This is a genomic window from Streptomyces longispororuber (assembly GCF_024448165.1).
GTDB lineage: Bacteria > Actinomycetota > Actinomycetes > Streptomycetales > Streptomycetaceae > Streptomyces > Streptomyces longispororuber_A.
This window is the reverse complement of the sequence record NZ_JAMOLN010000013.1, coordinates 16,519-41,578: the sequence shown is the minus strand read 5'-3', so window position 1 is coordinate 41,578 and position 25,060 is coordinate 16,519. Positions and strand designations below refer to the sequence as shown.

General features: G+C 73.2%; 18 protein-coding genes. 11 read left to right on the top strand and 7 right to left on the bottom strand.

Features of this window, described 5'->3' with window-relative positions; all coding sequences use genetic code 11:
• The first annotated feature begins 108 nt into the window (after window positions 1-108).
• The 7 genes from M4J07_RS05955 (at window position 109) to M4J07_RS05925 (ending at window position 12,151) form a co-directional block, all read left to right on the top strand.
• On the top strand, window positions 109-3,411 hold the full coding sequence (locus M4J07_RS05955; RefSeq protein WP_255967989.1) for an amino acid adenylation domain-containing protein: 3,303 nt from the start codon (window positions 109-111) through the stop codon (window positions 3,409-3,411).
• Complete coding sequence (locus M4J07_RS05950; RefSeq protein ID WP_255967987.1) at window positions 3,411-5,990, top strand: condensation domain-containing protein; 2,580 nt, start codon at window positions 3,411-3,413, stop codon at window positions 5,988-5,990. The genes M4J07_RS05955 and M4J07_RS05950 overlap by 1 nt, the downstream gene beginning before the upstream one ends.
• Window positions 5,991-5,992: 2 nt before the next feature.
• Complete coding sequence (locus tag M4J07_RS05945) at window positions 5,993-7,150, top strand: acyl-CoA dehydrogenase family protein (RefSeq protein WP_255967985.1); 1,158 nt, start codon at window positions 5,993-5,995, stop codon at window positions 7,148-7,150.
• Complete coding sequence (locus tag M4J07_RS48195; protein ID WP_255967983.1) at window positions 7,147-8,043, top strand: acyl-CoA dehydrogenase family protein; 897 nt, start codon at window positions 7,147-7,149, stop codon at window positions 8,041-8,043. The genes M4J07_RS05945 and M4J07_RS48195 overlap by 4 nt, the downstream gene beginning before the upstream one ends.
• Window positions 8,040-8,825 (top strand): thioesterase II family protein, encoded by a 786-nt coding sequence (locus M4J07_RS05935; protein ID WP_255967981.1) that lies wholly within the window; start codon window positions 8,040-8,042, stop codon window positions 8,823-8,825. Before M4J07_RS48195 ends, M4J07_RS05935 begins: the two co-directional genes overlap by 4 nt.
• 232 nt (window positions 8,826-9,057) lie before the next feature.
• Window positions 9,058-9,321: an MbtH family NRPS accessory protein gene (locus M4J07_RS05930; protein ID WP_308284732.1), complete on the top strand. Its 264-nt coding sequence runs from the start codon at window positions 9,058-9,060 to the stop codon at window positions 9,319-9,321.
• Window positions 9,311-12,151, top strand: coding sequence for an AAA family ATPase (locus M4J07_RS05925; RefSeq protein ID WP_255967979.1), 2,841 nt, complete (start codon window positions 9,311-9,313; stop codon window positions 12,149-12,151). Before M4J07_RS05930 ends, M4J07_RS05925 begins: the two co-directional genes overlap by 11 nt.
• Here the strand turns inward: M4J07_RS05925 and M4J07_RS48190 are convergent.
• Genes M4J07_RS48190 through M4J07_RS05905 form a run of 4 tightly spaced genes read right to left on the bottom strand, consistent with a single transcriptional unit; the run spans window position 12,134 to window position 16,056 of the window.
• Window positions 12,134-13,261, bottom strand: a complete 1,128-nt coding sequence (locus tag M4J07_RS48190) for an acyl-CoA dehydrogenase family protein (RefSeq protein ID WP_255967978.1) — start codon at window positions 13,259-13,261, stop codon at window positions 12,134-12,136. The two genes, M4J07_RS05925 and M4J07_RS48190, sit on opposite strands and share 18 nt — an antisense overlap.
• Entirely contained in the window at window positions 13,258-14,832 is a 1,575-nt protein-coding gene (locus tag M4J07_RS05915) for an amino acid adenylation domain-containing protein (protein WP_255967977.1), read from the bottom strand. The genes M4J07_RS48190 and M4J07_RS05915 overlap by 4 nt, the downstream gene beginning before the upstream one ends.
• 12 nt (window positions 14,833-14,844) lie before the next feature.
• Entirely contained in the window at window positions 14,845-15,096 is a 252-nt protein-coding gene (locus M4J07_RS05910; RefSeq protein WP_255967976.1) for a phosphopantetheine-binding protein, read from the bottom strand.
• A 12-nt stretch (window positions 15,097-15,108) separates the two neighbouring features.
• Entirely contained in the window at window positions 15,109-16,056 is a 948-nt protein-coding gene (locus M4J07_RS05905) for a chlorinating enzyme (RefSeq protein ID WP_255967975.1), read from the bottom strand.
• Between the two features lie 152 nt (window positions 16,057-16,208).
• On the opposite strand from M4J07_RS05905, the gene M4J07_RS05900 reads away from it, so the two are divergent.
• The 4 genes from M4J07_RS05900 to M4J07_RS05885 are packed head-to-tail and all read left to right on the top strand — an operon-like array spanning window position 16,209 to window position 19,697.
• Entirely contained in the window at window positions 16,209-16,802 is a 594-nt protein-coding gene (locus M4J07_RS05900) for a helix-turn-helix domain-containing protein (RefSeq protein WP_255967974.1), read from the top strand.
• Complete coding sequence (cysC, locus tag M4J07_RS05895) at window positions 16,799-17,431, top strand: adenylyl-sulfate kinase (protein WP_255967973.1); 633 nt, start codon at window positions 16,799-16,801, stop codon at window positions 17,429-17,431. Before M4J07_RS05900 ends, cysC begins: the two co-directional genes overlap by 4 nt.
• Window positions 17,428-18,411: a sulfate adenylyltransferase subunit CysD gene (cysD, locus tag M4J07_RS05890; RefSeq protein WP_255967972.1), complete on the top strand. Its 984-nt coding sequence runs from the start codon at window positions 17,428-17,430 to the stop codon at window positions 18,409-18,411. The genes cysC and cysD overlap by 4 nt, the downstream gene beginning before the upstream one ends.
• Before the next feature lie 2 nt (window positions 18,412-18,413).
• Entirely contained in the window at window positions 18,414-19,697 is a 1,284-nt protein-coding gene (locus M4J07_RS05885; protein ID WP_255967965.1) for a sulfate adenylyltransferase subunit 1, read from the top strand.
• Window positions 19,698-19,712: 15 nt separating this feature from the next.
• On the opposite strand, the gene M4J07_RS05880 is transcribed toward M4J07_RS05885, so the two are convergent.
• The 3 genes from M4J07_RS05880 to M4J07_RS05870 form a co-directional block, all read right to left on the bottom strand.
• Entirely contained in the window at window positions 19,713-21,344 is a 1,632-nt protein-coding gene (locus tag M4J07_RS05880; RefSeq protein WP_255967963.1) for an amino acid ABC transporter substrate-binding protein, read from the bottom strand.
• The gene (locus M4J07_RS05875; RefSeq protein ID WP_255967961.1) at window positions 21,341-23,506 is read right to left on the bottom strand and encodes a hypothetical protein; all 2,166 of its coding nucleotides are present in this window, start codon (window positions 23,504-23,506) and stop codon (window positions 21,341-21,343) included. Before M4J07_RS05875 ends, M4J07_RS05880 begins: the two co-directional genes overlap by 4 nt.
• A 165-nt stretch (window positions 23,507-23,671) precedes the next feature.
• On the bottom strand, window positions 23,672-24,958 hold the full coding sequence (locus M4J07_RS05870) for an SGNH/GDSL hydrolase family protein (protein WP_255967959.1): 1,287 nt from the start codon (window positions 24,956-24,958) through the stop codon (window positions 23,672-23,674).
• Window positions 24,959-25,060: the final 102 nt, after the last annotated feature.

The following is a 25,060-nucleotide window of genomic DNA, read 5'->3' as shown; positions in this document are numbered from 1 at the left end:
GGGACATCGCGGCCCTGCCCGGCCAGTCGGGAGAAGTCCCGATAGCCGCCCCTTACCGCGTGGGCCACAGTTGCCAGGCACCAGGAGTCTGTGCAGAGGAGATGCCGCATGCCGAGGTTCGAAGCCGGCGGGCCGATCCCGGCTCGTGCCCGCACCGCTCGCAAGGCCACCGGTGAGGTCACCGAGGCCAAGCGGCTGCTGAAGGAGTTGGGCGCTCGCCGAAACGCTCCGGCGAGTCTGTCCCCGGTGCCGCGCGACCGTCCGTTGCCCCTGTCGTTCGCCGGGCAGCGGCTCTGGTTCCTCGACAAGTGGACGCCGGGCCAGCCCGTCTACAACTCCCCGCTGGCGCTGCGCCTGCACGGGGAGCTGGACCACGAGAAGCTGGTCGCGGCGCTCACCCTCGTCGTCGGACGCCACGAGAGCCTGCGCACCCGCTACAGCGAAGAGCACGGGGTGCCGCACCAGATCATCGATCCGGCCCCGGACCGGGTGGACATCCCGCTGACCGATCTGACGGATCAGCTGGACCCCGACAAGGCCGACGAGACGGCCCGCGCCCTCGCGGACGAGGTCGCCACCGGCGCCTTCGACCTGGCGGCCGGTCCGCTGCTGCGCGCCCGGCTGATCCGGCTCGCGCCCACGGAACACCTGCTGGTCCTGTGCATCCACCACATCGCGACCGACGGCTGGTCCACCGCCATCCTGGTCGGCGAACTGACGGCCGGTTACGCCGCCGCGGTCGCCGGCACCACCACCGAGCTGCCCGAACTACCCGTCCAGTACGCGGACTTCGCGTCCTGGGAGCGGGAGAAGGCGTCGGCCGAGGCCACCGAGCGGCTGCTCGCCTACTGGCGCGAGCGCCTCGCGGACCTGCCGACGCTCGACCTCCCCACCGACCGGCCGCGACCGGCCGAGCAGAGCTTCCGCGGCGCCACCACCGTCCTGCGCCTTCCCGACGGGCTGCGCACCCGGCTCGGCGAACTGGCCCGCGCCGAGCAGGCGACGCTGCTCAGCGTGCTGCTGGCCGCCTTCAACGCCCTGCTGACCTGCTACACCGGCGCCAAGGACGTGGCCGTCGGCTCGGTGTTCGCCGGGCGCGACCACCCCGACATCGAGCGGCTCATCGGCTTCTTCGCCAACACGCTGGTGCTGCGCACCAGCACCGCCGGCGACCCGGCCTTCAGCGAGCTGATCGCCCGGACCCGGGAGACCGTCCTCGGCGCCCACCTCCACCAGGGACTCGGCTTCGACCGGCTCGTCCGGGAGCTGCGCCCCGAGCGGGACACCAGCCGCAATCCGCTCTTCCAGGTCTCCTTCACCCTGCAGAACGCGACGGCGGGCAGCGGTGAGGCGGGCGGCCTGCGGGTCGTCGCCGAGCCGGTCGGGCAGGGCACCGCCCGGTTCGACCTCGCCGTGCAGGTCACCGAGGTCCCCGGCGAGGGGCTCGACCTGTGGGCCGAGTACGCCACCGACCTCTTCGACGCGGACCGGATCGAGCGGCTGCTCGCGCAGTACGCCGCCGTGCTCGACCAGGTGTGCGCCGACCCCACCGTCCCGCTGTCCGGCCTCGATCTGCTCGGCTCCGAGCGGCGGGCCCTCGCGCTGCGCCACAGCACCGGTCCCGACGCGCCCGGTGCGCGCGGCCGGCTGCTCCACCAGCTCTTCGAGGCGCGTGCCGCCGCCGACCCCGACGCCCCCGCGTGCCTGTTCGAGGGCACCACCGTCTCGTACGGCGAACTGAACGCCCGCGCCGACCGGCTGGCCCGGCGGCTGCGGCGGCGCACCGAGGCGGGCGAGATCGTCGGCGTGCTGCTGCCGCGCGGCCCCGAGCTGCCCGCGGCGCTGCTCGCGGTGCTCAAGGCGGGCGCGGCGTACCTGCCGATGGATCCCGGCTATCCGGCGGACCGGATCGCGTGGATGCTCGACGACGCGGACTGCCGGACCGTGGTGACCGTGGGCGACGTCGCCGGGCTGCTGCCCGAGGGGGTGTCGCCGGTCCTGCTGGACGCGCCCGACACCGAGGAGAGCGACGACGCCGACGACGGTTCCGCGCGGGTCGTCGACCCCGCCTCCGCGGCCTACGTCATCTACACGTCGGGTTCCACCGGCCGCCCCAAGGGCGTGGTGGTGGAGCACCGTCAGGTCGTCGAGTTCGTGCTCACCATCGTCGGGACCTTCCGGCTCGGGCCCGGGGACCGCGTGCTCCAGTTCGCCAACCCGGCCTTCGACGTCAGCGTCTTCGACTTCTTCTCGGCGCTGACCAGCGGCGCGGCACTCGTGCAGGCGCCGGTCGAGGTGCTGCACGACTTCGACGGGCTCGCCGAGCTGATGCGCTCCACGGCGGTCACGGTGACCGACCTGCCCCCGGCGATCCTCGGCGAGCTCGACGCGGACGCCTTCCCCGATCTGCGGGCCCTGTTCGTGGGTCTGGAGCCCTACCCGGGTGACCTGGTCAACCGGTGGAACGTGCCGGGCCGCGAGTTCCACAACGCGTACGGGCCCACCGAGGCGACCGTCGCCTGCATCGACCACCTCGTCCCCGGCCCGCTGGACGGTCCGCCGCCCATCGGTCTGCCGCTGGCCGGCTACCGGGCGTACGTCGTGGACGAGCGCGGCGACCTCGCGCCCGAGGGAGTCCCCGGCGAGCTGTACATCGGCGGGACCGGTGTGGCCCGCGGCTATCTCGGCCGTCCGGGGCTGACCGCGGAGAAGTTCCTGCCCGACCCCTTCGGTCCGCCGGGCAGCCGGGTCTACCGCACCGGTGACCTGGCGGTCCGCCGCCCCGACGGCGTCCTCACCTTCCACGGCCGGGTGGACCGCCAGCTGAAGGTGCGCGGACTGCGCGTCGAACCGGGCGAGATCGAGGCGGTGCTCACCGACCGGCCGGGGATCCGGCAGGCCCTGGTGACGCTGCGGGACGGCGCCCTCGTCGCCCACCTCGTGACGGACGACGGCGCCGTGCCCGACACCGCGGCCCTGCGCACGGAGCTCTCCGCGCTGCTGCCCGCCGGTCTGGTCCCCGCCGCGTTCGTCGCCGTCGACTCCTTCCCGCTGAACGCCAACGGCAAGATCGACCACGCCAGGCTGCCCGATCCGGACCGCCCGGCCGCGTCCGAGAGGACCGGGCCGCGCACGCCGACGGAGCGCAGGCTCGCCGAGATCTGGGGCGAGGTCCTGGGCACCACGGACCTCGGCGTGCACGACGACTTCTTCTCGCTCGGCGGCAACTCGCTGCGGATCACCCAGATCACGTCGCGGGTGCGCGACGCCTTCGGCGTCAGCCTGGAGCTGCGCGCCTTCTTCCGCGCCTCGACCATCGCCGGTCTCGCCGAGCTCATCGAGGGCGAGGAACTGGCCGCGGCCGACGACGACCTGCTGGCCGAGCTGCTCGACGACCTGGAGGACGCCTGATGGACACCGCTCTGCGCGAGCGCCTGGCCGGGCTGTCCCCCGAGCGGCGCGCCGAGTTGCTCGCCCGCCTCCGCGCCAAGGAGGCGGTGCGCGGGCGCGGCGAGCTGCCCGGCCCGATCGCACCGCTGCCGCCGGGCACCGCCGCCCCCCTGTCGTACGCGCAGCAACGCATGTGGTTCCTCGACCAGTTGATGGACCATCAGGCGATCTACCACACGCCCGTGGTGCTGCGGCTGCGCGGCCCGCTGGACGTGGCCGCCCTCGGCCGGGCCGTCACCCGGCTCGCGGCCCGGCACGCGGTGCTGCGCACCCGGTTCGCCCGGGACCGGCAGATCGTCGAGGAGCCGCCCGAGTCCGTGCCGCTCCCGCTGGAGGACCTGCCGGGGCTCGACGCGGACGGGCGGGAGCGGGCGCTGCGCGAGCACGTGGCGCGGGCGGCCCGGGAGCCGTTCGACCTCGCCGCGGCCGCCCCGCTGCGGGCGCGGCTGTGGCGGTTCGCCCCCGACGACCACGTGTTCGCCCTGATCCTGCACCACGCCGTCGTGGACGACTGGTCGATCCCGCTGCTCGTCGGCGAGCTCAGCCGGGACTATCTGGCCGGGCCGGACGGGACGGAACTGCCCTCGTCGGCCCCGGGCGTGCAGTACACGGACTACGCCGCCTGGCAGCGCGACCGGATCGCCGGTCCGGTGGGCGAGCGGCAGGCCGAGTACTGGGCGCGGCAGCTGGCGGGAGCCGTCCCGACGGCGCTGCCCGCCGACCGGCCGCGGCCGCGCAAACCCACCTGGGCCGGCGAGACGATCACCGGGGTGGCGCTGCCGCCCCGGCTGGCCCAGGCCCTGACGGCGGCGCACGAGGGCCCGCTGCTCACCGTGCTCGCGACCGCGCTGAACGCGGTGCTGAGCCGCTGGGCCGAGAGCACCGACATCACCGTCGGCACCGTCTTCGCCGGCCGGGTCAGGCCCGAACTGGAGCCGCTGATCGGCTTCTTCCCCAACACGCTCGTGCTGCGCACCAGCACCGCGGGCGACCCGTCGCTGAGCACGCTGCTCGAGCGCACCGCCGATGTCGTGACGGACGCCCACCGCCACCAGGAGCTGCCGTTCGACCAGGTGGTGGCCCGGCAGCGGCCCACACGCTCCGGCGCCCGCAACCCGCTGTTCCAGGTCGCCCTGGTGACCAGCGAGTCCCGCGTCGAGGGGTTCACGCTCGGCGACCTGCGCGTGGAGTCGTGCGACGTGCCGCTCGGCACGTCGCGCTTCGACCTCACGCTGAGCGCCGCCCGCACCTCCACGCACGCGCTGGAGCTGACCGCCGAGTACTCGACCGAGCTGTTCGACCGGGCGCGCGTCGAGTGTCTGCTGGCCGATCTGCGGACCGTGCTGGAGACCATGGTCACGGCGCCCGGCACCCCGCTGAGCGCCCTCACGCTGAGTGGGCCCCTCCCCGGTGTCCCGTCCACCGCGGCGCCGGACGACACGGAGCGGCCCCCCGCTCCGGCGCCCGGGTCCTGGTCCGCGCTCGGGCAGTTGATCACCGGGCTGTGGCGCGCGGCGCTCGACGTGCCGGAGGCCAGGGCGGACGACGACTTCTTCACCCTCGGCGGCGGTTCGCTCCAGGCGGCGGCGCTCGTCGTGGAGATCCGGGAGCGGACCGGAATCGCCCTGGATCTGGGCGAGTTCCTCCACCGTCCCACCCTGACCGCACTGGTGACCGCGGCCGACGACGCGCTGGCCGCGACACGCCCCGCCCGGCCGGCGGCCGACGCAGAGCCCGCGGACGTCGTGGTGCCGCTGCTGCCCGGTGACCCCGGACGGGCCCCGGTCTTCCTCTTCCACGCGAGCAGCGGCTCGTCGCTGGCGTACGCCGCGCTCTGCCGTGAACTGCCGGCCGGCGTCCCGTACTACGGGATCTCCGTGCCGGGCCTGGACGAGGGCGAACTCCCCGCGTCCATCGGGGAGATGGCCGAGGCGTATGCCGACGCCGTGCTCCGGGTGGCGCCCGAGGGGCCGTACCGGCTCGTCGGCTGGTCGGTCGGCGGCGGCCTCGCGCACGCGACCGCGGTGCGGCTGCGCCGGCGCGGCGCCCGGGTCACGCTGCTCGCGATGCTGGACACGCAGCGGCCACCCATGCTGGACGAGGCACCGGACGCGGCGCTGCTGCGCGCCATGTTCGCCGAGAACCTCGCGCTGACGGCCGGGGTCGACCCGCCCGCCGGGTCCGTGGAGGAACTGGCCGCCCTTGACGAGTCGGAACAGGCCGACCGGGTCATCGACGCGCTCGTCGAGTCGGGTCTGGTGCCGCCCGGGTCCGCCGACCTGATGCGCCGCCGCATGGAGGTCTTCCGCGTGATCATCTCGACGGCCGCGGTGTGGCGTCCCGAGCAGTACGACGGACGGATCGACCTGCTGCTCACCGAGGACTCCCCCGCGTCCACCGCCGACGACTGGGCGGCCTGGACCAGCGGGCCGGTGATCATGCGCCGCGTGCCCGGCGACCACTACGGAATGATGCGCCCTCCGCAGGTCGCGGAGTTGGGCGGGACGCTCGGCGCGCTGCTCGACCAGGAGTCGATGTGACCATGACGAACCTGCCCGTGGCCGACGTGCCCGACACCCGGCCGACACCCGCGCAACGCGCCTTCCGCGAGGAGGTGCGCGCGCTGCTGCGCTCCGACCGCGTCCAGGAGGAGGTCGGCCGGATCCGGCGGCTGCCGCCCGGCGAGGAGCCGGGGCTGCTGGAGACCTACCGGCTGCTCGGCGAGCGCGGCTGGCTCGCGCCGAGCTGGCCCGAGCGGTACGGCGGCGCCGGGCTCGGCCACTACGAGTCCGCCGTGGTCACCGAGGAGATGATCCTCGCCGGGGTGCCGGACGACGCGCACGTGCTGAGCGTCGACATCGTGGGACGCTTCGTCCTCGACAGCGGCACCGACGCCCAACGGGCCCGGCTGCTCCCGGCGTTGGCGCGCGGCGAGCAGATCGCCACCGTACTGTTCACCGAGCCGCAGGCCGGGTCCGACCTCGGCCGGATGACCACGCGGGCCGAGCCCGACGGCGACGGCGCCTGGCGGCTGTACGGCACCAAGGTGTTCAACCAGAAGTCCGGGTTCGCCGACACGGCGCTGTGCGCGGCGATCACCGTGCCCGGCACCATGCCCGGCATCGGGCTGTTCCTGCTCCCGCTGCGCTCCCCCGGCGTGACGATCCGTACGCTGCCGAACCTCACCGACGACGCCTTCTGCGAGATCTCCGTCGACGGGGTCCGGCTGACCCGCGACGACGTGCTCGGCGAGGTGGACGACGGCTGGCGGATGATCAGCGAACTGCTGGTGCTGGAGCGGACCGGCATCGACTTCCACGCCAAGATCCGGCACTGGCTCGACTCGGTGGCCGACGCGGTCCCCGACGCCCTGCGGGACCGGTACACCGAGCTCGACGCGCGGCTGACGGCCGGGCACGCCCTCGCCTGGCGGATGGTGGCCGGGCTCGACGCGGGCCGGGCCGATCCGGTGCTGGCCGCCATGTCCAAGTGGTACGTCACCGAGCAGGCGCGCGAAGTGGCCCGGTTCTGCCTCGAACTACGTGGCAGGGACGGCCTGTTGACCAATCAGGACCCCGACGCGCCGGACCTCGGACGCGTCGCGCGGGCGCTGCGCTACGCCCCGACGCTCACCCTCGCCTCGGGCACGTCCGAGGTGATGCTGCGCACCATCGCGACCTCGCACCTGGAGTTGCTGTGACGACCACCCCGGCCACGCTGACCGCCGCCGACCCGCTGAGCGACGTCTTCGCGCCCGAGCTGCGCCCCGTGCTGCGCCGGCTCGGCGAACGCCCGCTGTCCGCCGAGGCGGCGTCCGCCCAGGGCGCCGTGTGGGCCGCGCTGGCCCAGGCGGGCGCGCTGCACGACCCGCAGGCCGCCCTGCCCGTCGCCGAACTGCTGGGCGAGACCCTCTACCGCGGGCCCTACCTCGACACGGTGGCGGCCGTCGAGGCGCTCGCCGCGCTCCCCGCGTCGCCACGCACGGCGGAGCTGCTCGACGCGCTGCGAGCGGGCGAGCTCGCGGCGGCGCTGGCCGGGCCCGACCGGCGCTTCGTGCGCTGCGCGGACCAGGCCGACCTGCTGCTCACCGTGGACGGCGCCGAGTTCGGCGTCGTCGAGCTCGACCGGCCGGGCGTCCGGCTGACCGAGCACGCCGATCTCGGCGGCGGCGGGCTCTTCACCGTCGAGGTGGCCGCCGACGTGCCGCTCGTGCTGTCCGGCCGGCTCGCCGACCCCCGCGCCCTGACCGACCGGATCCGCTCCGGTCAGGCCGCCTACCTGGCCGGTCTGAGCCGGGGCGCCCTGGACCTCGCCACCGCGCACGCCCGCCGCAGGACCGTCTTCGGCAAGCCGCTCGGCGCGCACCAGTCCCCCGCCTTCCGGCTCGCGGCGCTGGCCGCCCGCCTCGAAGCCGTCCGCAGCCTGATCCACTGTGCGGACGAGCCCGCGCACGCGCTGCGCCTCGCCCGTGAACTCGCCGTGGACACCGCGACGGAGACCCTCCAGCTGCACGGCGCGTCGGGACTGCTCGACGAGGACGACGCACAGCTCTTCTACCGCCGTGCGCTCACCGAGTCCGCCCTGCGCCGATGACCGCGCCCACCCTGCCCACCGCGCCCCGGTCCGAACGCGACCTGTGGATCAGGCAGTTCAGGCCCGCGCTGCCCGGGGCGCCACGACTGCTGTACGTGCCGCACGCGGGCGGTTCGGCCGGCGACTACCTCCCCTTCTCCCAAGCCCTGGCACCGGAGGTGAACGTCCTGGCCGTGCAGTACCCCGGCCGCCAGGACCGGCGGAGGGAGCCGGCGGCCCGGTCCATCGCGCCGCTGGCCGACGCGCTCTTCCGCCTGCTGGACCCCGAGGACACCACGCCCCTCGCCCTGTTCGGCCACAGCATGGGCGCCGTCGTCGCCTTCGAGCTGGCCCGCCGGCTGGAGGCCGACGGCCGCCCCGCGTCCCTGCTCGTGGCCTCCGCCCGGCGCGGCCCGTTCCTGCCGCCAGGACCGGCCTTCCACCACCTCGGCGACGACGCGATCCTCGCCGAAGTGGCGCACCTGAACGGGGCGGACGGCCCTCCGCCGGAGCATCCGGGCCTCCTCAGGCTGGCGCTGCCCGCCCTGCGCGCCGACTTCGAGGCGGTGGAGACCTATCGCGCCGCCCCCGGTCCGCCGCTCACCTGCCCGGTGATCGCCATGACCGGTGCCGAGGACCCGCGCGTGCCCCCGTCCGAGGCCGGGGCGTGGTCCGCGGTCACCACCGCGCCCGCCGCCCTGTCCGTGCATCCGGGCGGCCACTTCTACCTCCTCGCCCGGGTCCCCGAGATCGCCGGCGAGCTCCGGCAGGCCCTCGCGGGGCGGGCCGAAGAGTACGCGTGATCTTGGGCGTGGAACGGCCTTCCCACTAATTGACCTGCGCCCAAACGCGACGTGACGGAATTTCGGGCCGTGTTCCCCGGCTCTTCTGCCGGGCCGGCCCGCGTCGCCTATGGCAACTTCCAAGCCCTTCTTGAGCGGCTGCGAATAGGATTTCGCACAATCGGCTCGACGGGCAGATCGACAGCCCATACCTGCAGTTGCCACCACACAAAGGTCATGTAGGGAGATGAGTGTGTCTACCGACAGTTCCGAGCGCCATGTCGTTGTGATCAACGAAGAGGAGCAGTACTCGATCTGGCCCGACGGAAAAGAGATTCCGGCCGGCTGGCGTGCCGTGCTGGAGCCGACCGCCAAGGAGCAGTGCCTGGAATACATCGAGGCGCACTGGACCGATATGCGGCCGCTGAGTCTGCGCCGCGCGATGGCGGGCGAGAGCCGGCCGTCGGGGGCGAGCGCGCCCCCTGCTCAGGAAGAGATCGCCGTTCATGGAAGGTGACGGGGCAATTCCACGGCCGGTCCCGACCGGCCGGTCCACGAAAGCGGATACGGGTCGCCTATTCGACCCGCAGCGTACGACTCCCGCCGTCGTGGAGATTCTGGGACAGCCCTGGACAGGAAAGACCCGGTTGCTGCACCGGATACTCGATGACGCCAGAAAGCAGGGCTGGTCCGTCGCGCACGCCGCGGCGGGCCCCGCCGCGGGCGCCGCGCCTTATCAGTTGTTCTCCGACGCGTTCGACGAGATTTTCGCCGACCGGGCCGGCACGGTTCTGCGGAACCTGCCGAGCACCTGCCGGCAGGTGCTCGGCGGGGTGTTCCCCGCACTGGACCTGACGGCCGGGCCCGCCCCCGCGCCCGGCCCGGTCGCACCGGGCCCGATGGGATCGGCGCTGCGTCAGGCGGTGCGCGGGCTCACGGAGTCGAGCGGTCTCGTGCTCGCCCTGGACGACGTCCACTGGGCGGACCCGGCCTCGCTCGACCTGCTGGAGAGCCTCGTGCGCAGGCCGCCCGACGCCCGCCTCGTCATCGTGGTCGCCCATCGCGACCGCCAGTCCCCGCTGCGCCTGCGCGGACTCCTGGCGTCCGTCCCGGGAACGCACCGGATCGAACTCGGCCCCCTGCCCGAGCCGGAGCTCGACGCGCTCCTGCCCGAGGGGACGGCCCGGCCGCTGCGCAGGGCCCTGACCGGCCGGGCGGGCGGCAACCCGGGGCTGCTGCTTGCCCTGGCGGCGGCGCCCCGCGCCTACGGCGGGACCGCGCCCGACGCCCCCGGACTCACCCCCTTCACCCGCTTCCTCGAGGAGTTCCGCGCCGTGACGGGCGACGGCTGGCTCGTCGCGCAGTCCGCGGCGGTCCTCGGGGACGCGTTCACCCTCCACGAGCTGCGGTCCCTCACCGAACTGCCCGCCGAGCGCCTCGCCGACGCCGTCGCCGAGCTGCTGCGCGAGGACATCGTCAGGCCCGGCGAACTCGCCGACCAGTACCGGTTCCGGAACTCCCTGCTGCGGGCCACCGCCTACCACTCCACGAGTGAGCGGTGGCGGCTCGCCGCGCACACCGCGGCGACCGGGCTCGTCCCGCTGCCCGCCCCGTGCGCCCACGGCCAGGCAGGACCCGTACCGCACCGGACACCGGTCGCCGACCGGGTCCGCTCGGGCCTGCTGCCGCGACCGGCCGACCACACCTGCGCCCCCGGGGACGGCACCCTCCTCTACGCGCAGCGGGTGCGCACCGGCAAGGCCCTGGTCGTCGCCGGACGGCCCAGCGAGGCCCTCGACGTCCTCGACCGGACCGCGTCGCCCGGCACCGAAGTCCCGCTCGTGCTGCGGGCGGAGGCCGCCGAGTGGCGGGCCCGCGCGCAGCGCCTGCTGGGCCGGTACGCCCTGGCCGAGTCCCTGCTGGACGCGGTGCGGCCGGACGTGGCCGGCGAACCCGAGGCACTCGCCCTGATCGACCTGGCGCGGCTCGCGGCGGCGCTGGAGCGCGGCACCCCGCTGCCCGGCGGCGCCCCGCCCGCGGCACGCTGGGCCACCGACCGGTCCGACCCGCTGGCCCGCGCGTACGCCGGGGCGCTGCTCGGCGCCCAGGACGCGGACGCGGGCCGCACCGCGCAGGCGACCGCCCGGCTCGACGGCGTGGCGGCCCTGCTCGACGGGCTCGACGACACCGCTCTCGTCGGCCGGCTCGACCCGCTGTACTGGCTGGCCAGGTCCCTGGCCCGGCTGGAGCAGGACGCGGCGGCCGCACGGCACTTCGAGCGGGGTCTCGGCATCGCCGCGGCCCACGAACTCGACCACCTCGTACCGCAGTTCGCGACCGGGCTCGCCGAGGTCAGGCTACGGCTCGGGCGCGTCGACCTGGCGATCGAGTCGGGTCACCGGGCGATGCGCGCGGCGGACCGGATCGGCAGCGACTGTCTGCTGGCCGAGGCGGGGGCCGGGCTCGCCCGGGCCGCGTGGATCGGCGGCGACCGGGCGGCGGCCCTGCGCGAGGCGCGGGAGGCGGCCCGGCGGGCGGAGGCGTGGCGCGAGCCGTGGGCGGACCGCGTGCGGCTGTCGCTGCTGGAGACGACCTTCGACACGGGCGACCAGGAACTGTGCAGGGAACTCCTGTCGACCGGGACCGTGCGGCGTGCCGCCTCGTTCCCCGTCGTCTCGATGGTGCCCGCCGTCGCCGAGGTCCTCGCCCGTCTCGAAGGGGAGCGGCGCGGTTCGGCGACCGAGGCGGGGCGGTGGGCGACGGTGGCCGAAGAGGCCGCGGGCCGGCTGCGGTTGCCGGGTGCGACAGGTCTGGCGCTGCTGGCGCGGGCCCATCACCACCGGGTCACCGATCCGCTCAGGGCCGCCGTCTTCGCGTCCAGCGCGGTCGTCACGCTGACCCGGGCCGGCCGGCCGCTCGACGTGGTCCGGGCCCATCTGGCCGTCGCGGCGGCCTGGGCGGGCATCGACTCCGCGGTGGCCCGCCGCCAGCTCGACGAGGCGCAGGTCCTGCTGCGCGACCGTGGGGCCCACGGATATCTGGACCACACCGACGACCTGGCCACGAGCGCGCCTGCCCAGTCGGCCGACGCCCGTCTTGCCCGGCTGAGCAGCCGGGAGCGGGAGATCTCGGTGCTGGTCAGCGACGGTTGCACCAATCAGCAGATCGCCCGCGCGCTGCGGCTCAGCCACAAGACCGTGGAGACCCACCTCGGCCGGATCTTCAAGAAGCTCGACGTCGGTTCGCGGGCCCAGGTCGCCACCTCGATCGGCCGGGCGGCCCGGTTCACCGACGCCCGGTTCGCCGACCGGCCGACGCCGGTCGGCGCCTCAGATCAGCTCGCGTAGCAGCTCACTGGCACCGGCCGCGATCGTGCCCGCCGAGGCGTCGCGGTAGAGCCGGGCCGCCGTGGACTCGTCCAGGCACCCTTGCGCCCCGTGGAATTGGAGACAGACGTGAGCAGCCCGCACCGCGAGTTCGGTCGCCTTGAGCTTGAGCACGGTCGCCGTGCGGCTGTCCAGTTCACCGCGGCTGTGCAGCAGGGCCGCGTGCCGGCCGTACTGGGTGACCAGTTCGTGGTCGGCCGTGAGCTCGGCGAACGCGTGGCGCACGACCTGATGCCCGTACAGCGGGGTGTCCTTGACCCGGCGGCGGCGGATGTGCCCGTTCAGCAGGTCCAGACAGTGGGCGACGCCGCCGACCGCGAGGAGCCCGGCGACCAGCCGCTCGAAGTCCAGGCCGCGGATCACGTGCATCAGCGCGTGGTCCTTGCGGCCGAGCACCCGGTCGTCGGGGACGACGACGTCGTCGAGGACGACCGTGCAGATGTCGGCGGAGCGCCAGCCCAGCATCCGCTGTGCCGTGCGCCGCACCCCCGGGGTGTCGGCGTCGATCAGCAGCAGGCTCGCGCCGGTCAGGCCCCGGCGGGGCGTCGCGGCCTCGTCCCGGGTCCGCACGAGCGCGACGAAGAACGACGCCTGGGAGCCGTTGGCGACATAGAGCTTCTCGCCGTCGACCAGCAGACCGCCGCCGTCGCGGGGGCGGGCCCGGGTGCTGAGCCGGCTGAGGTCCGAGCCGGCGTCCGCCTCGGTGATGGCGAGCGCGGCGACGCGTTCGCCCCGGCGGGCCGGTTCCAGGTACGCCTCCTTCTGCTCGGGCGTGCCGAACAGGTCGAGGTACGAGGTGGCCATGTAGGCGTGCACGCCGATGCCGGCGCGGATGCCCGCGTAGCCGGTGCGGCCCAGCTCCTCCAGGAGGATCGCGCTGTCGAGGAACGCCTCGCCGTGGTGACCGAGGGCGAGCAGCCCCTCGGCGGCGAGGGCCTTCCACACGGCAGGGTCCGGCCGGCCCTGTTCCTCCCACCGGTCGGCGTACGGGAGGACCGTCTCCGCCAGCACGTCGCGCACCCGCGTACGGAACTCCGTGTGCCGCGGGGTCTCCCAGGACGCGCCGTTCACTGCGCACCCCCTACGGCGTACTCCGTCACCAGAGCCTGCCGGTCCACCTTGCCGGTTCCGGACAGAGGGAGGGAGTCCCGCAGATGGATCGCCGTCGGCACCATGTAACCCGGCAGGTGCACGCCCAGGAACTCCGTGATCTCCTGCGCCGTGCACCGGTCGTCGCGCGGAACCGCGAACGCGATCAGTGTCTTCTCCCCCGCGCCGTTCTCACCGACCGCCACGTGGCTGAACCGCACTCCGGGGTGCCGGTCAAGGTGGTGGGCGACCTCGCTGAGCTCGATCCGGAACCCGTTGATCTTCACCTGGTCGTCAAGGCGGCCCTCGAAGACGACCTCGCCGTCCGCGCGCAGCCGCCCGCGGTCACCGGTCCGGTACAGCCGTTCGCGGACCCCGTCGATCTCGCGCTCCACGAAGTGCCCGCGGGCCGCGTCGCGCGCGTCGAGGTAGCCGGGCGACAGGCCGGGACCCGCCAGGCAGATCTCGCCGACCCGGCCGGGCGGGCACAGGGTGTCGCCGTCGACCACGTACAGCCGGGTGTTCTGCAGGGGGAGCCCGATCGGAAGGTCGGCGACGGACTCCGGCAGCCCGTCCAGGTCGAGCGGGGAGTAGGTGGCGAACGTCGTGCACTCGGTCGGGCCGTACACGTTGACGACCTTGCCGGGGCCGTAGCGGGCCACCGCCTTGCGCAGGTGCCGCATGGAGTGCAACTCGCCGCCGGTCAGGACGGTTTCGACCTGGTCGAGAGCGGCGGGCCCCTCGTCCACCACGGTGTTGAACAGTGCCGTGGTCAGGAAGACCACGGTGACACCGTGCGCGGCGACGGTCCGCTTGAGCTCGGACAGCCGGATCCACGGCGACGGGTAGAGCACGCACGTCCCGCCGTGCAGCAGCGCGCCCCAGATCTCGAACGTCGCCGCGTCGAAGTACACGGGCGCGAGCTGGAGGATCCTGGTGCGCTCGCCGAGCCGGGCGTACCGGGCGTCGAAGACCAGGCGGGCGATGCTGCGGTGCCGGATCGGCACGCCTTTGGGCCGGCCGGTGGAGCCGGAGGTGAAGTTGACGTAGGCGAGGTCGTCAGGACCCGTCCGCAGCGCCGGGTCCGCCTCGACGGGCGGCACGTCCGGCGACAGGACGTCGAGTCCGGGGAACCGGCCGGCGACCGCGTCCGGTGTGTCGGTGACGAGGTGCGCGGCACCGGTCTGCGCCAGGACCGACCGGATGCGCTCCGCCGGCCAGCCGAGGTCCACCGGGACGTAGTGGCCGCCGCACTTGAGCACGCCGAGGATCGCGGCGATCAGCTCGGGCGAGCGGCCCACCCCGATCACGACGGCGGCGCCCGGGGTGACGCCGCGGCGCCGCAGCTCCGCGGCGACCCCGTTCGCCGCCCGGTTCAGGTCGCGGTAGGTGATCACGCGGTCCCGGTGGACGAGCGCGGTCGCTTCGGGCAGACGGGCGGCGACCGCCTCGAACAGCTCCTTGACGCCCCGGTCGTCGGGGTAGGGCACGGCGGTGCGGTTGATCCGCCGGTGCACGGCGAGTGCCACGTCGCCGCCGGTCAGCCTGTCCATGCCGAACTCCTGTCAGTCCAGGACCCGGGACCGGTCCCGGCTCGCCTGGATCGTCGCGGCGATCTCCTGCACCGTGCTGCGCTCGAAGAGGTCGTCGGGCATCAGGCTGTCCTCGCCGAACCGCTCCTCGGCCTTCGCGATGAGGCGGACCGCGGTCAGCGAGTTGCCGCCGCCGGCGAAGAAGTCGTCGCCAGGTTGCTCCACCAGCAGCCCCAGTTCGCGGCAGGTGTCCACGACCCAGGACTCGATCTCTGTGCTGGCCATCGAGTTGGCCTCCTATCGCGTGACGAAGGGACGACCGGTGACGGTCCGGTCGACGAAGCGGTTGTGTCCGTAGCCGTCCTTGCCGGCGACCAGGACGTTGCCGAACTTGTCGAGGCTGGCCTCGCCGCCGAACTCCACGAGCGCGTCGGAGTACGGGTAGACGCGGACGGACGTCGGCAGGTAGCGGGCCGCGAAACCAAGGCGCATCTGGTCGGTCAGGCCGTTGTGCGGGTGCGAGGCGTGCATGAGCGTCGACCAGAAGACGATGCACTGGCCCTTGCGCATCTCCATCGAGACGGCCTTGGACTCGTCCGGGCTCCAATTCGGGTCCTTCTGGAGCTGCCGGTAGTCATAGCCGAAGAAGCCGCGCCTGACGCCGTCCTTCTCCTTCTTGTTGATGGAATCCGCGTCGTATTCCATCACCTTGGACTCGTCGTAGTTCATCGTCTTGTGCGAGCCCGGGATGAACTGCAGGCAGCCGTTCTCGACGGTGGCGTCGGTGAACGCGGTCCACACGGTGATGGTGCCGCCGAACTCCGCGTCCTCGGGCCACACGATCTGCGGGTACTTCGAGCCGGCCACGTTGGAGAAGTTGTCGGCCTGGTGCCAGTCGGTGCCCTCGTCGCCGGGGTACTTGGGGAAGAACTCGGTGCGCCAGCAGAGCGCGTCGGGGCCGACCAGGCTGGTCACCGGCCCCACGATGCTGGGCTGGGTGATGTGGTCGGCCAGGAAGTCGACGTCGAGGTGACGGTCGTAGTTGGCCAGGTTGGTGGTGCCGGAGACGGCACCGCTCTGCTGGTAGATCGACGTCTTCGTGTTGATCAGCTTGGGCCGCAGCGCCTTCAGGCTGCGGTCCATCTCCTCCGGCTCGTACACGTCGAACGGACCGATGAATCCATTCTCGTTGAACTGCTCGATCTGAGCGTCGGAAAGCGCGAAATCCGATATCTGCTGAGCCATGACCCACCTTTTAGTAGGAGGTTTCATCTCGCCTCAAACAGGTGAACACGCCGCTGAGTTCACTGTCAAGGAAGGCCTCTCGTTCCGAATTCGGAACGCCTGGCGCAAGACATTGAGGTTCCTTTTTCGGAACGGAAAGGAATGTGGAGAAGATGACCAAACCATTCGCCGTGGAGGTCGGGCGGCGTGTCAGAACGCTGCGACGGCTGTACGGTCTGTCGCTGTCGGAACTGGCCCAGCGGGCGTCGATCGGCAAGGCGACGCTGTCCGGTCTGGAAACCGGCACCCGCAATCCGACCCTCGAGACCCTCTACGCGATATCCACCCAGCTCCGCATCCCGCTGGCCGTCCTGCTCGCCGATCCCGATCCGGCGGGGCGGCCGGAGGAGGTGCACGGCACCGCGGTCTCCGCCACGCTCCTGGAGACGTTCACCGACCACGAGGCCACGTCGGAGCTGTACCGGATCCGCATCCGCCCCGGCATCACCCAGGTCTCCCCGCCCCACCAGCACGGCGTCACCGAGCACTTGACCGTCTTCTCGGGCAGCGCCCGGGTCGGACCGGCCCGCCGGCCGGTCGTGGTCCCGGCCGGCGGGCACGCCCACTGGCCCGCCGACGTCCCGCACATCTACACCACCGCCAACGGCGACGAGGTACACGCCTCGCTCACCATCCGCCACCGTCTCTGCGAGGCAGCCGTGACCTTTCCCCGGGCCACCGGCCTCAGCATTCAGGAGGTGTCATGACGACGCAGCTTCCGGAATCAGCGCGGACCCCGCACGGGCCACCGCACGAGACCCCGCACGGGAACAGGACGCAGAGGGAGCCGATCTGCACCTGCCGGCCGGGCGCGACGGTGTGGCTGACCGGCCTGCCGAGCGCCGGGAAGACCACCCTCGCCCGCGCCCTGGCCGACCGGCTGCGGGCCGACGGGCGCCGGGTCGAGGTGCTGGACGGCGACGAACTCCGCTCGTCGCTCTGCGCGGACCTGGGCTTCAGCCGCGCCGACCGCCAGGCCAACGTCCAGCGCCTCGGCCTGCTCGCCGAGGTGCTGGCCCGCAACGGCGTCACCGCCCTGGTCCCGGTGATCGCGCCCTACGCGGCCGACCGGGAGGCCGTCCGCAGACGCCACGAGAGCAGCGACACCCCCTACTTGGAGGTGCACGTCGCCACCCCGGTCGAGGTGTGTGCCGAACGCGACGTGAAGGGCCTGTACGCGCAGCAGGCGGCCGGCCGGCTCACTGGCCTGACCGGGGTGGACGACCCCTACGAGCGGCCGGACTTCCCCGATCTGCGGATCGAGACGCACACCCGGGGCGTGGCCGAGTGCGCGGCGGCCCTGCACGCGCTGCTGACCGAGAGGGGGCTGGCATGACGACGGTCACCGCACCCGGGTCCGCCCCGGAACGCACGGGTCCGCCGCGCCGCGAAGGCACCCGGCGGCCGGTCCGCGACACTCCGCACGCCCTGAGCCACCTCGACGTGCTGGAGTCGGAGGCGGTGCACATCTTCCGCGAGGTGGCGGGCGAGTTCGAGCGGCCGGTGATCCTGTTCTCCGGCGGCAAGGACTCCATCGTCATGCTGCACCTGGCGCTGAAGGCGTTCACTCCGGCCCCGTTGCCCTTCGCCCTGCTGCACGTGGACACGGGACACAACTTCCCCGAGGTCCTGGCCCATCGCGACCGCGTCGTCGCCGAGCACGGGCTGCGGCTGCACGTCGCGTCCGTGCAGGACCACATCGACCGGGGCGTGCTGCGCGAACGTCCGGACGGGACCCGCAATCCGCTGCAGACCGTGCCGTTGACGGAGGCCATCCGGAGCGAGAAGTTCGACGCCGTCTTCGGCGGCGGTCGCCGCGACGAGGAGAAGGCCCGCGCCAAGGAACGCGTCTTCTCCCTGCGCGACGAGTTCTCCCAGTGGGACCCGCGCCGCCAGCGCCCCGAGCTGTGGCAGCTCTACAACGGCCGCCACGCGCCCGGTGAGCACGTCCGCGTCTTCCCGCTGTCCAACTGGACCGAGCTGGACGTCTGGCAGTACATCGCTCGGGAGAACATCGAGCTGCCCTCGATCTACTACGCGCACGAGCGGCCGGTGTTCGACCGCGACGGCATGTGGCTGACGGCCGGCGACTGGGGCGGCCCGAAGGAGGGCGAGACGGTCGAGACCCGTCTGGTGCGCTACCGCACCGTCGGCGACATGTCCTGCACCGGCGCCGTCGACTCCGACGCCGACACCGTGGAGAAGGTGATCACCGAGATCGCCGCGTCCCGGCTGACCGAGCGCGGCGCCACCCGCGCCGACGACAAGATGTCCGAGGCCGCGATGGAAGACCGCAAGCGCGAAGGGTACTTCTAGACATGTCTGTTGCCACTGATGCCATTGAAGTCGACACGCTGCGCTTCGCGACCGCCGGGTCCGTGGACGACGGCAAGTCCACGCTGGTCGGACGGCTGCTGCACGACTCCAAGTCGGTCCTCGCCGACCAGTTGGAGGCCGTCGAGCACGTCTCGCGCGGCCGCGGCCAGGACGCCCCCGACCTCGCGCTGCTCACCGACGGGCTGCGGGCCGAACGCGAGCAGGGCATCACCATCGACGTCGCCTACCGCTACTTCGCCACGCCCCGCCGCCGGTTCGTCCTCGCGGACACCCCCGGCCACGTCCAGTACACCCGCAACATGGTGACGGGCGCCTCCACCGCCGAGCTGACGGTGATCCTGGTCGACGCCCGCCACGGCATCGTGGAACAGACCCGCCGGCACGCCGCGATCGCCGCTCTGCTGCGCGTCCCGCACCTCGTGCTCGCCGTCAACAAGATGGACCTGGTCGACTTCGCGCGGCCCGTCTTCGACGCCATCGCGGAGGAATTCGCCGCGTACGCACGCGAGTTGGGACCGGGCGTCGGGGAGATCACCGCCATCCCGGTCTCCGCGCTCGCCGGCGACAACGTGGTGGAGCCCTCCCGGACCATGGACTGGTACGCGGGGCCCACCCTCCTGGAGCACCTGGAGACCGTCTCCGTCGGCGACCGCCCGGACGACGGGCCCGCCCGGATCCCGGTGCAGTACGTCATCCGCCCGCAGGTCGCCGAGCACCGTGACTACCGCGGCTACGCCGGGCAGATCACCTCCGGCGTCGTGCGCGTCGGCGACCCGGTGACCGTGCTGCCCACGGGCCGCGCGAGCACCGTCGAGGCGATCGACCTGCTCGGCGAGGCCGTCGGGACCGCGTGGGCGCCGCAGTCGGTGACGGTGCGGCTCCGGGACGACATCGACATCTCGCGCGGCGATCTGATCGCCCCGCCCGACGCGGCGCCCACGGTCACCCGGAAGGTGAGCGCCGTGGTCTGCCACGTCGCGGACCGTCCGCTCGCCGTCGGTCAGCGGGTGCTGCTCAAGCACACCACCCGCACGGTCCAGGCGGTCGTCGACGCGATCCCCTCCCGGCTCGCCCTCGACGACCTCTCCCAGTGCCCGGACCCCGGGCAGCTGGCGGCGAACGACATCGGCCGGGTGCTGGTCCGCACGGCCGAGCCGCTCGCGCTCGACCTGTACGCGGACTCCCGGCGTACGGGGTCGTTCCTGCTGATCGACCCCGCCGACGGCACCACGCTCACGGCCTGCATGGCCGACGGCACCGGCTGATCCGCGGGCCCTGCCTCAGTCCGTCCCGCTCGGCACCACGCAGTTGTCCGGCTGCGGCCGGCCCTCCGGCCAGCCGAGCCGAACGAACGCCAACTTCCGGGTGCGCGGATCGAGTTCGACGATGGCGACCGGCTTGTCGTAGGGGTTGCCGCCGTTGGTGAGGCAGATCCAGCCGCTGGTGCCGGCCACCCGGTAGGCGGACTCCAGGCGGGTCCACTGGGCGGCGACCCGCTCCCGCGCCGGGATCCTGTCGCCGGTCTGGGTGTTGGCGAGGAACACGGCCTGGGCCGCGGTGTACACGCCGTCGTGGACGAGCATGGTGCGCGAGTCGTCCAGCTCCACCGGACCGATGTCACCGGCCCGCCCGGAGGTGACGAGGTCGGTCAGCTTCCGCAACTGGTCGCGGGGTTCGGTCAGATATGCGGGGAGCTGCGCGTCTGTGGGCGCCTTGCCGGCCGCCTTCTTGCGGGCGTCGCGCCACCGGGCGATCTCCCGCTCCCACGCCTCGGGGTGTCCGGGCGCCGCGTACTGCACGGTGACGGCGGGTTCCTTCCCGCCGCCGCGGAGCACCTGCCAGTCCTCCTCGCTCATGTAGCGCTCCAGGGTCGCCGAGCCGGAGCCGCTGATGATCGTGTACTTCTTGTCGCGGCAGCCCGCCTCGGCCAGCTTCAGGGCGAACAGGCGCAGGTGGACGGGGCGCCCGGCGAAGTAGACGGTCCGGGCGCTCGACTGGCAGATGTTGTTGCCGATGAAGGCGAAGTCGTTGCCCGTGTTGCCCAGTCGGTTGATGCCGGGCGACTCGAACTCCTGGTCCTTGGGGCCTGGTTCGCCCTTCTCGCGGCAGCTGAACGCCTTGGCGAGCGACGAGACGTAGATGTCGGGCCGGGTGTCCTTGACCAGGACGGTGTCCTTGTCGGGTGTCCCGGCGCGGCAGGCGAGCGCGTCGGCCTGGGCCTGGTTGGTGGGGATGATGCGGGCGAGTCCCTTGTAGCGGGCCTCGCCCTTCTCCGGGTTGGCGATGTCGTCGGCGCTGGCCCGGCTGATGACGACCGGGATGTGCAGGTCGTTGGTGAGGCGGCCGATGGCCGCCTTGGACTCCTTGAGGCTGAGGTTGAATCCGGTGACGGCGCGGAGGTTGTCGTCGCGCGAGGCGGCCATCGTGCCCAGCGTGTCGACGACGGTGTCGTACTTCTTGTAGTCCTTGCCCGGGTTGGCGAGGACGAGCCGGACCAGCGGGGTCCGCTGCAGGCGGTTGACGCGGTACTGCGCGAGGTAGGCGCCCTGCAACTCGCTGCGCAGTTCGCCGCGTTCGGCGGCCAGTTCGGGTTCAAGGGGCAGCACCATGGCCAGGGTGACGTGCGGCTTGCTCTCGATCCGGCGGTTCTCCCGGGCGATGGCCGCGGTGACCTTGCTGATCTCCGGGGTGCCGAAGTCGTAGGCGGAGGCGCTGACGCCGATGCACTCGCCGTCGATCCGGTCGACGCCGGTCGCGCAGTGGTCGGGTTCGTCGGGCCGGGTCACGCGGTACCCGACCACCGACACGACGCCCACGACGACGACCACGGCGACCAGGGCCGTCAGGGCCTTCTTCAGGCGGGTGGCCCACAGCTTCCGGTACAGCCAGTCCGGCACGTTCCGCACGTTCATGTCCGCTGTGCCTTCCTGCCGATGTGCCGGGTGCATGCGCACGGCTTGAGCGGCTGCCGGTTCTCGATCAATTCGCCCCATCTCCGTGCGGTGTCGGTGAGCACGGCGGCCGCGCGCGGCGCCTCGGTGCACAGGTCGTCGAGGACGTCCTTGAGGGCGTCCGCGACGGCTTCGTCGATCGGCCGGGTCCGGTCCTCGCACAGCCACAGGGCGTGCAGCAGGCGGTCGACCCGCCAGTGCAGCAGGCCGCCCTCCGTCTGCACCTCGCCGAGCGCCCTGGCCCGCCGGTCGTCGTCCCGGCCGAGCAGCGGGGCCTGGGCGATGGAGAGGACGTCGGCGCACCACAGCCTCGGGTCGGTGGTGGCGAAGGTGCTGGTCAGCCGGGCGACGACGGGCTCCGCGCCCTGGTGGGCGAGTTGGTGGTTGAGGCGGTGGGCGCCCGCGGAACCGAACACCGGGTCGGGGTGCTGGTCGCGGAGCAGCAGGTGGTAGTGGTGCCGGAGCTGTTCGTGGTTGCGGGCCCAGGCCGCGCCGTCGGGCCGCATCCGGTAGAGGCGCTGGCGGAGCAGGGTGCGCAGGCCGAGGTCGCCGATGAAGTGCCGGGGGCAGTGGGGCCAGCCGCTGTCCTGGAGCAGTTCGGCGATCCGGTACGCGCTCAGCTGGGCGGCCCGGCCCGCCTGGACGCGCAGCATCAGGGCCTGGGCGCAGTCGACGTCGTGGGCGACGGACAGGTGGCTGAGGAGGTCGAGCCACTGGTCGTGGTGGAGCGCCGGCAGTTCCTCGGGCAGCTGGCGCAGCACCAGTTCGTCGAGGAGGACGTCGCCGACGGGCTGCGGCGGCTCGTCGTCGCCGGTCCGTACGGTGCCGTCGAGGAGGGCGGGGGTGCCGCGCCCGGCCGGCGGCCGGTAGCTTGCGGTGGCCTCGCCGAGCCGGGTCACGAACAGCGGGCGGCCGCCGCTGAGCCGGTGGATGCCGAAGTCGACGAGCTGCCAGGACGTCGTCGGGTCGCCGGAACCGGCGCCGGCCGTGGTGCCGGAGGGCTGGACGCGCAGTCGGGTCGTCGCCTCCTGCTGCTGTTCGCGGGTGAGGACGGGCATCCGGACGAGCACGACGCCGCGGGCCGGGGGCGCCAGGTCGGGGTCGGGCGCGGGCGGGCGCCGCCAGTCCGGCGGGGGCCCGTCGGAGGGCGCCCAGGCGGTGGGCCGGTCCTCACCGACGGCGCGTTCCCGGCCGAGGAGCCGGCCGCCGCCCTCGTGCCGGGCGGTGGCGACGACGACGAGCCGGTCGTGGTGGCCGTGCTCGCGGTCCGTGAGCACCGGTCTGACCAGGTTGCGCCCGAGGGCGGTGTCGGCCCGGTCGAGGAGCAGCGCGGGCCGCCCCGCGTGGGCGAGGCCGCCGAATCCGCCGTACGCGGCCTCGACGTCCTCGCGCAGCGCCCGGAAGAGGAAGCCTTCCGCCGTGCGGCGGGCGGCGCCGCCCTGCTGGAAGTCGTTGGCCAGAGTGTGCAGTCCGAGCCGTGGCATGCCCGCGGCTCCTGGGTAGGCGCCGTAGCAGCCGCGCAGCGCCGCGGTGCCCTCGTGGGAGAGCCGGGCGAGGAGTTCGTCGACGACGGCGACGACGACCGGTGCGGTGAGGGGGTTGGCGACGAGCCCCAGCAGCGCGTTGAGATAGCCCGCGCGGGCCCGGTGGAACACGCCGCGCCAGAACGATCCCTTCGGTACGAGGGCGTCGTGGCGCCGCACCTCGCTCACAAGGTCGCCGGTGGAGTCCTGCCCGTCGCTGGCGGCGATCGCGGCGAGCCCCGCGTACAGGCGCGGGGTCTTGATTCCGCCGCCGTCGCCGTCCCACTTCTGGAATTGCAGCCCGATTTCGCGCAGCGCCTCGGTGCATTCGGAGCGGGTGCCGGGGTGTTCCTCGGCCCGCCGCCGGAATACGGCCGCCCCGCAGTCGATCCAGGCCACCGGTACGTACGCCCCGAAAATGCTCCGGATACAGCCGAGCAGTCGCCCCTTGCCCATTCCCGGCCCGCCGGTGAGGACGACGACGGGCAGGTCGGGCCCGTAGAGCAGCGGACGATTGCGCCCTTTGCGGGACTTTCCCAGCAGACCGGCGACCAGGCCGTCCTCCTGGAGGAGCTTCTCGAATCCGAGGTCGTCAGGCACGGTCCCCCCGAGGCTGCGCCGTTCGTTTTCCGGTAGGTGACCGGTGCGTGATGGCACGTCAGGTTAGTTGAGGGGCCGGGAACTTGGGGAGGGAAAAGACAGAGCGGATACCGAACTGACTCGATGTGGCGGCGAGTTGTGACGTCGCGCCGTGTGGAATTCCGCTCAGCGCAGGAGTTGCAGGGGGAACGCCCGGGCCATCGCGGCCATCCCCGCGTCATTGGGGTGCAGACCGTCTCCGCCGTTGTACGCGGGGAGCAGCCGGCCGGGCCGGTCGGGGTCGCGGACGGCCGTGTCGAAGTCGACGACTCCGTCGAACGCGCCGCTCGTGCGGATCCAGTCGTTGACGGCCTGCCGGACCGCCTCCCGCTGCGGGGTGTAGTAGCCGAGGACGTCGCCCTCGAAGGGCAGCATCGTCGCGCCGAGCATCCGCAGGCCGTGCTGGTGGGCCCGCTGGATCAACTGCCGGTATCCCTCGATGACTTCGGCCGCGGTCACCTCCTCGGTCGTGGGGGCGACGAGGCCCGGTGAGCCGAGGTCGTTGACGCCGAGGAGCACGGTGACGCTGCGGGCGCCCGGCTGCTTCAGCACGTCCCGGTCGAACCGCTTGAGCCCGCTCTCGCCGAAGTACGCGGCGAAGGACTCGGCCGGCGTGCCCGGGACCGGGTTCGGGTCGCGCAGCAGCCGGTTGCCGCCGATGCCCGCGTTGACGACGCCGGTGCCGGCCAACTGCCGGTCCCCGCGCAGCCGTTCGGCGAGCAGGTCGGGCCAGCGGTGGTTGGCGTCGACCGTGGTGTGCTCGCCGTCGGTGATGGAGTCGCCGAGGGTGACGAGCGCCGCGTCCGCCGTCCCGGCGGCTCCGTCGACGGCGACGCCGGACAGGAAGTGCCAGGACGTGACGGTCGAGGTCGGCGTCAGGTCGGGCTTGCCGGTGACGTCGCCGGCCGCGACGTAGTTGCTCTGGTACGCCGCCGAGTGCACGGTGCCGCCGGGGGTGCGCTCGGGCAGGTAGAGGCTGATGACGAGGTCGCCGCCGGCCGTCGTGGGCAGCGGGACCGGGTCGCTCCAGCGCTGAGTGCCGGGTTCGAGGGTCGTCGACGTGCTGCCGTCGAAGCGCAGTGCGCGGTCGGTGCCGGTGTCGACGGCGGTCGCGGGGCCGCCCGCCGCCGGGAGCGCGGCGTGCGCCTCGCCGATCGTCAGCGGCGTCGTACCGAACTCGTTGGTGAACCGCACCCGGACGCTGTGTCCGGCGACGGACAGGTGGACCTTCTGCCGCAGCGTCTGGTCCTCGTAGACCGTGGTGTCTGTGGCGGGCACGGTGGTGGGCGGGGCCGCCCAGGTGCCGATGAACGTGTCGGTGGCGGTGGCGCCGTTGGCGACGGGCGCCGGGGCGAGGGCCGGGGCGAGCACGGCGAGGGACACGGTCAGCAGCGCGGATATGCCTCTGCGCATGGGGCGTTCGTACCTTTCCTTGGGGGGTGTGCGGCCGCGGGCGGCCGTGGTGCGGCGGTGTTCAACTGCGCGGCCACGGCAGTTGAACACCCGCCGGGCGGG

Coding starts and splice junctions, on each gene's coding strand:
- M4J07_RS05905 (WP_255967975.1), bottom strand. CDS start 16,056: ATGGCTCAGCAGATATCGGATTTCGCGCTTTCCGACGCTCAGATCGAG.
- M4J07_RS05915 (WP_255967977.1), bottom strand. CDS start 14,832: ATGGACAGGCTGACCGGCGGCGACGTGGCACTCGCCGTGCACCGGCGG.
- M4J07_RS05945 (WP_255967985.1), top strand. CDS start 5,993: ATGACGAACCTGCCCGTGGCCGACGTGCCCGACACCCGGCCGACACCC.
- M4J07_RS05925 (WP_255967979.1), top strand. CDS start 9,311: ATGGAAGGTGACGGGGCAATTCCACGGCCGGTCCCGACCGGCCGGTCC.
- M4J07_RS05870 (WP_255967959.1), bottom strand. CDS start 24,958: ATGCGCAGAGGCATATCCGCGCTGCTGACCGTGTCCCTCGCCGTGCTC.
- M4J07_RS05955 (WP_255967989.1), top strand. CDS start 109: ATGCCGAGGTTCGAAGCCGGCGGGCCGATCCCGGCTCGTGCCCGCACC.
- M4J07_RS05880 (WP_255967963.1), bottom strand. CDS start 21,344: ATGAACGTGCGGAACGTGCCGGACTGGCTGTACCGGAAGCTGTGGGCC.
- cysC (WP_255967973.1), top strand. CDS start 16,799: ATGACGACGCAGCTTCCGGAATCAGCGCGGACCCCGCACGGGCCACCG.
- cysD (WP_255967972.1), top strand. CDS start 17,428: ATGACGACGGTCACCGCACCCGGGTCCGCCCCGGAACGCACGGGTCCG.
- M4J07_RS05950 (WP_255967987.1), top strand. CDS start 3,411: ATGGACACCGCTCTGCGCGAGCGCCTGGCCGGGCTGTCCCCCGAGCGG.
- M4J07_RS05885 (WP_255967965.1), top strand. CDS start 18,414: ATGTCTGTTGCCACTGATGCCATTGAAGTCGACACGCTGCGCTTCGCG.
- M4J07_RS05910 (WP_255967976.1), bottom strand. CDS start 15,096: ATGGCCAGCACAGAGATCGAGTCCTGGGTCGTGGACACCTGCCGCGAA.
- M4J07_RS05935 (WP_255967981.1), top strand. CDS start 8,040: ATGACCGCGCCCACCCTGCCCACCGCGCCCCGGTCCGAACGCGACCTG.
- M4J07_RS05900 (WP_255967974.1), top strand. CDS start 16,209: ATGACCAAACCATTCGCCGTGGAGGTCGGGCGGCGTGTCAGAACGCTG.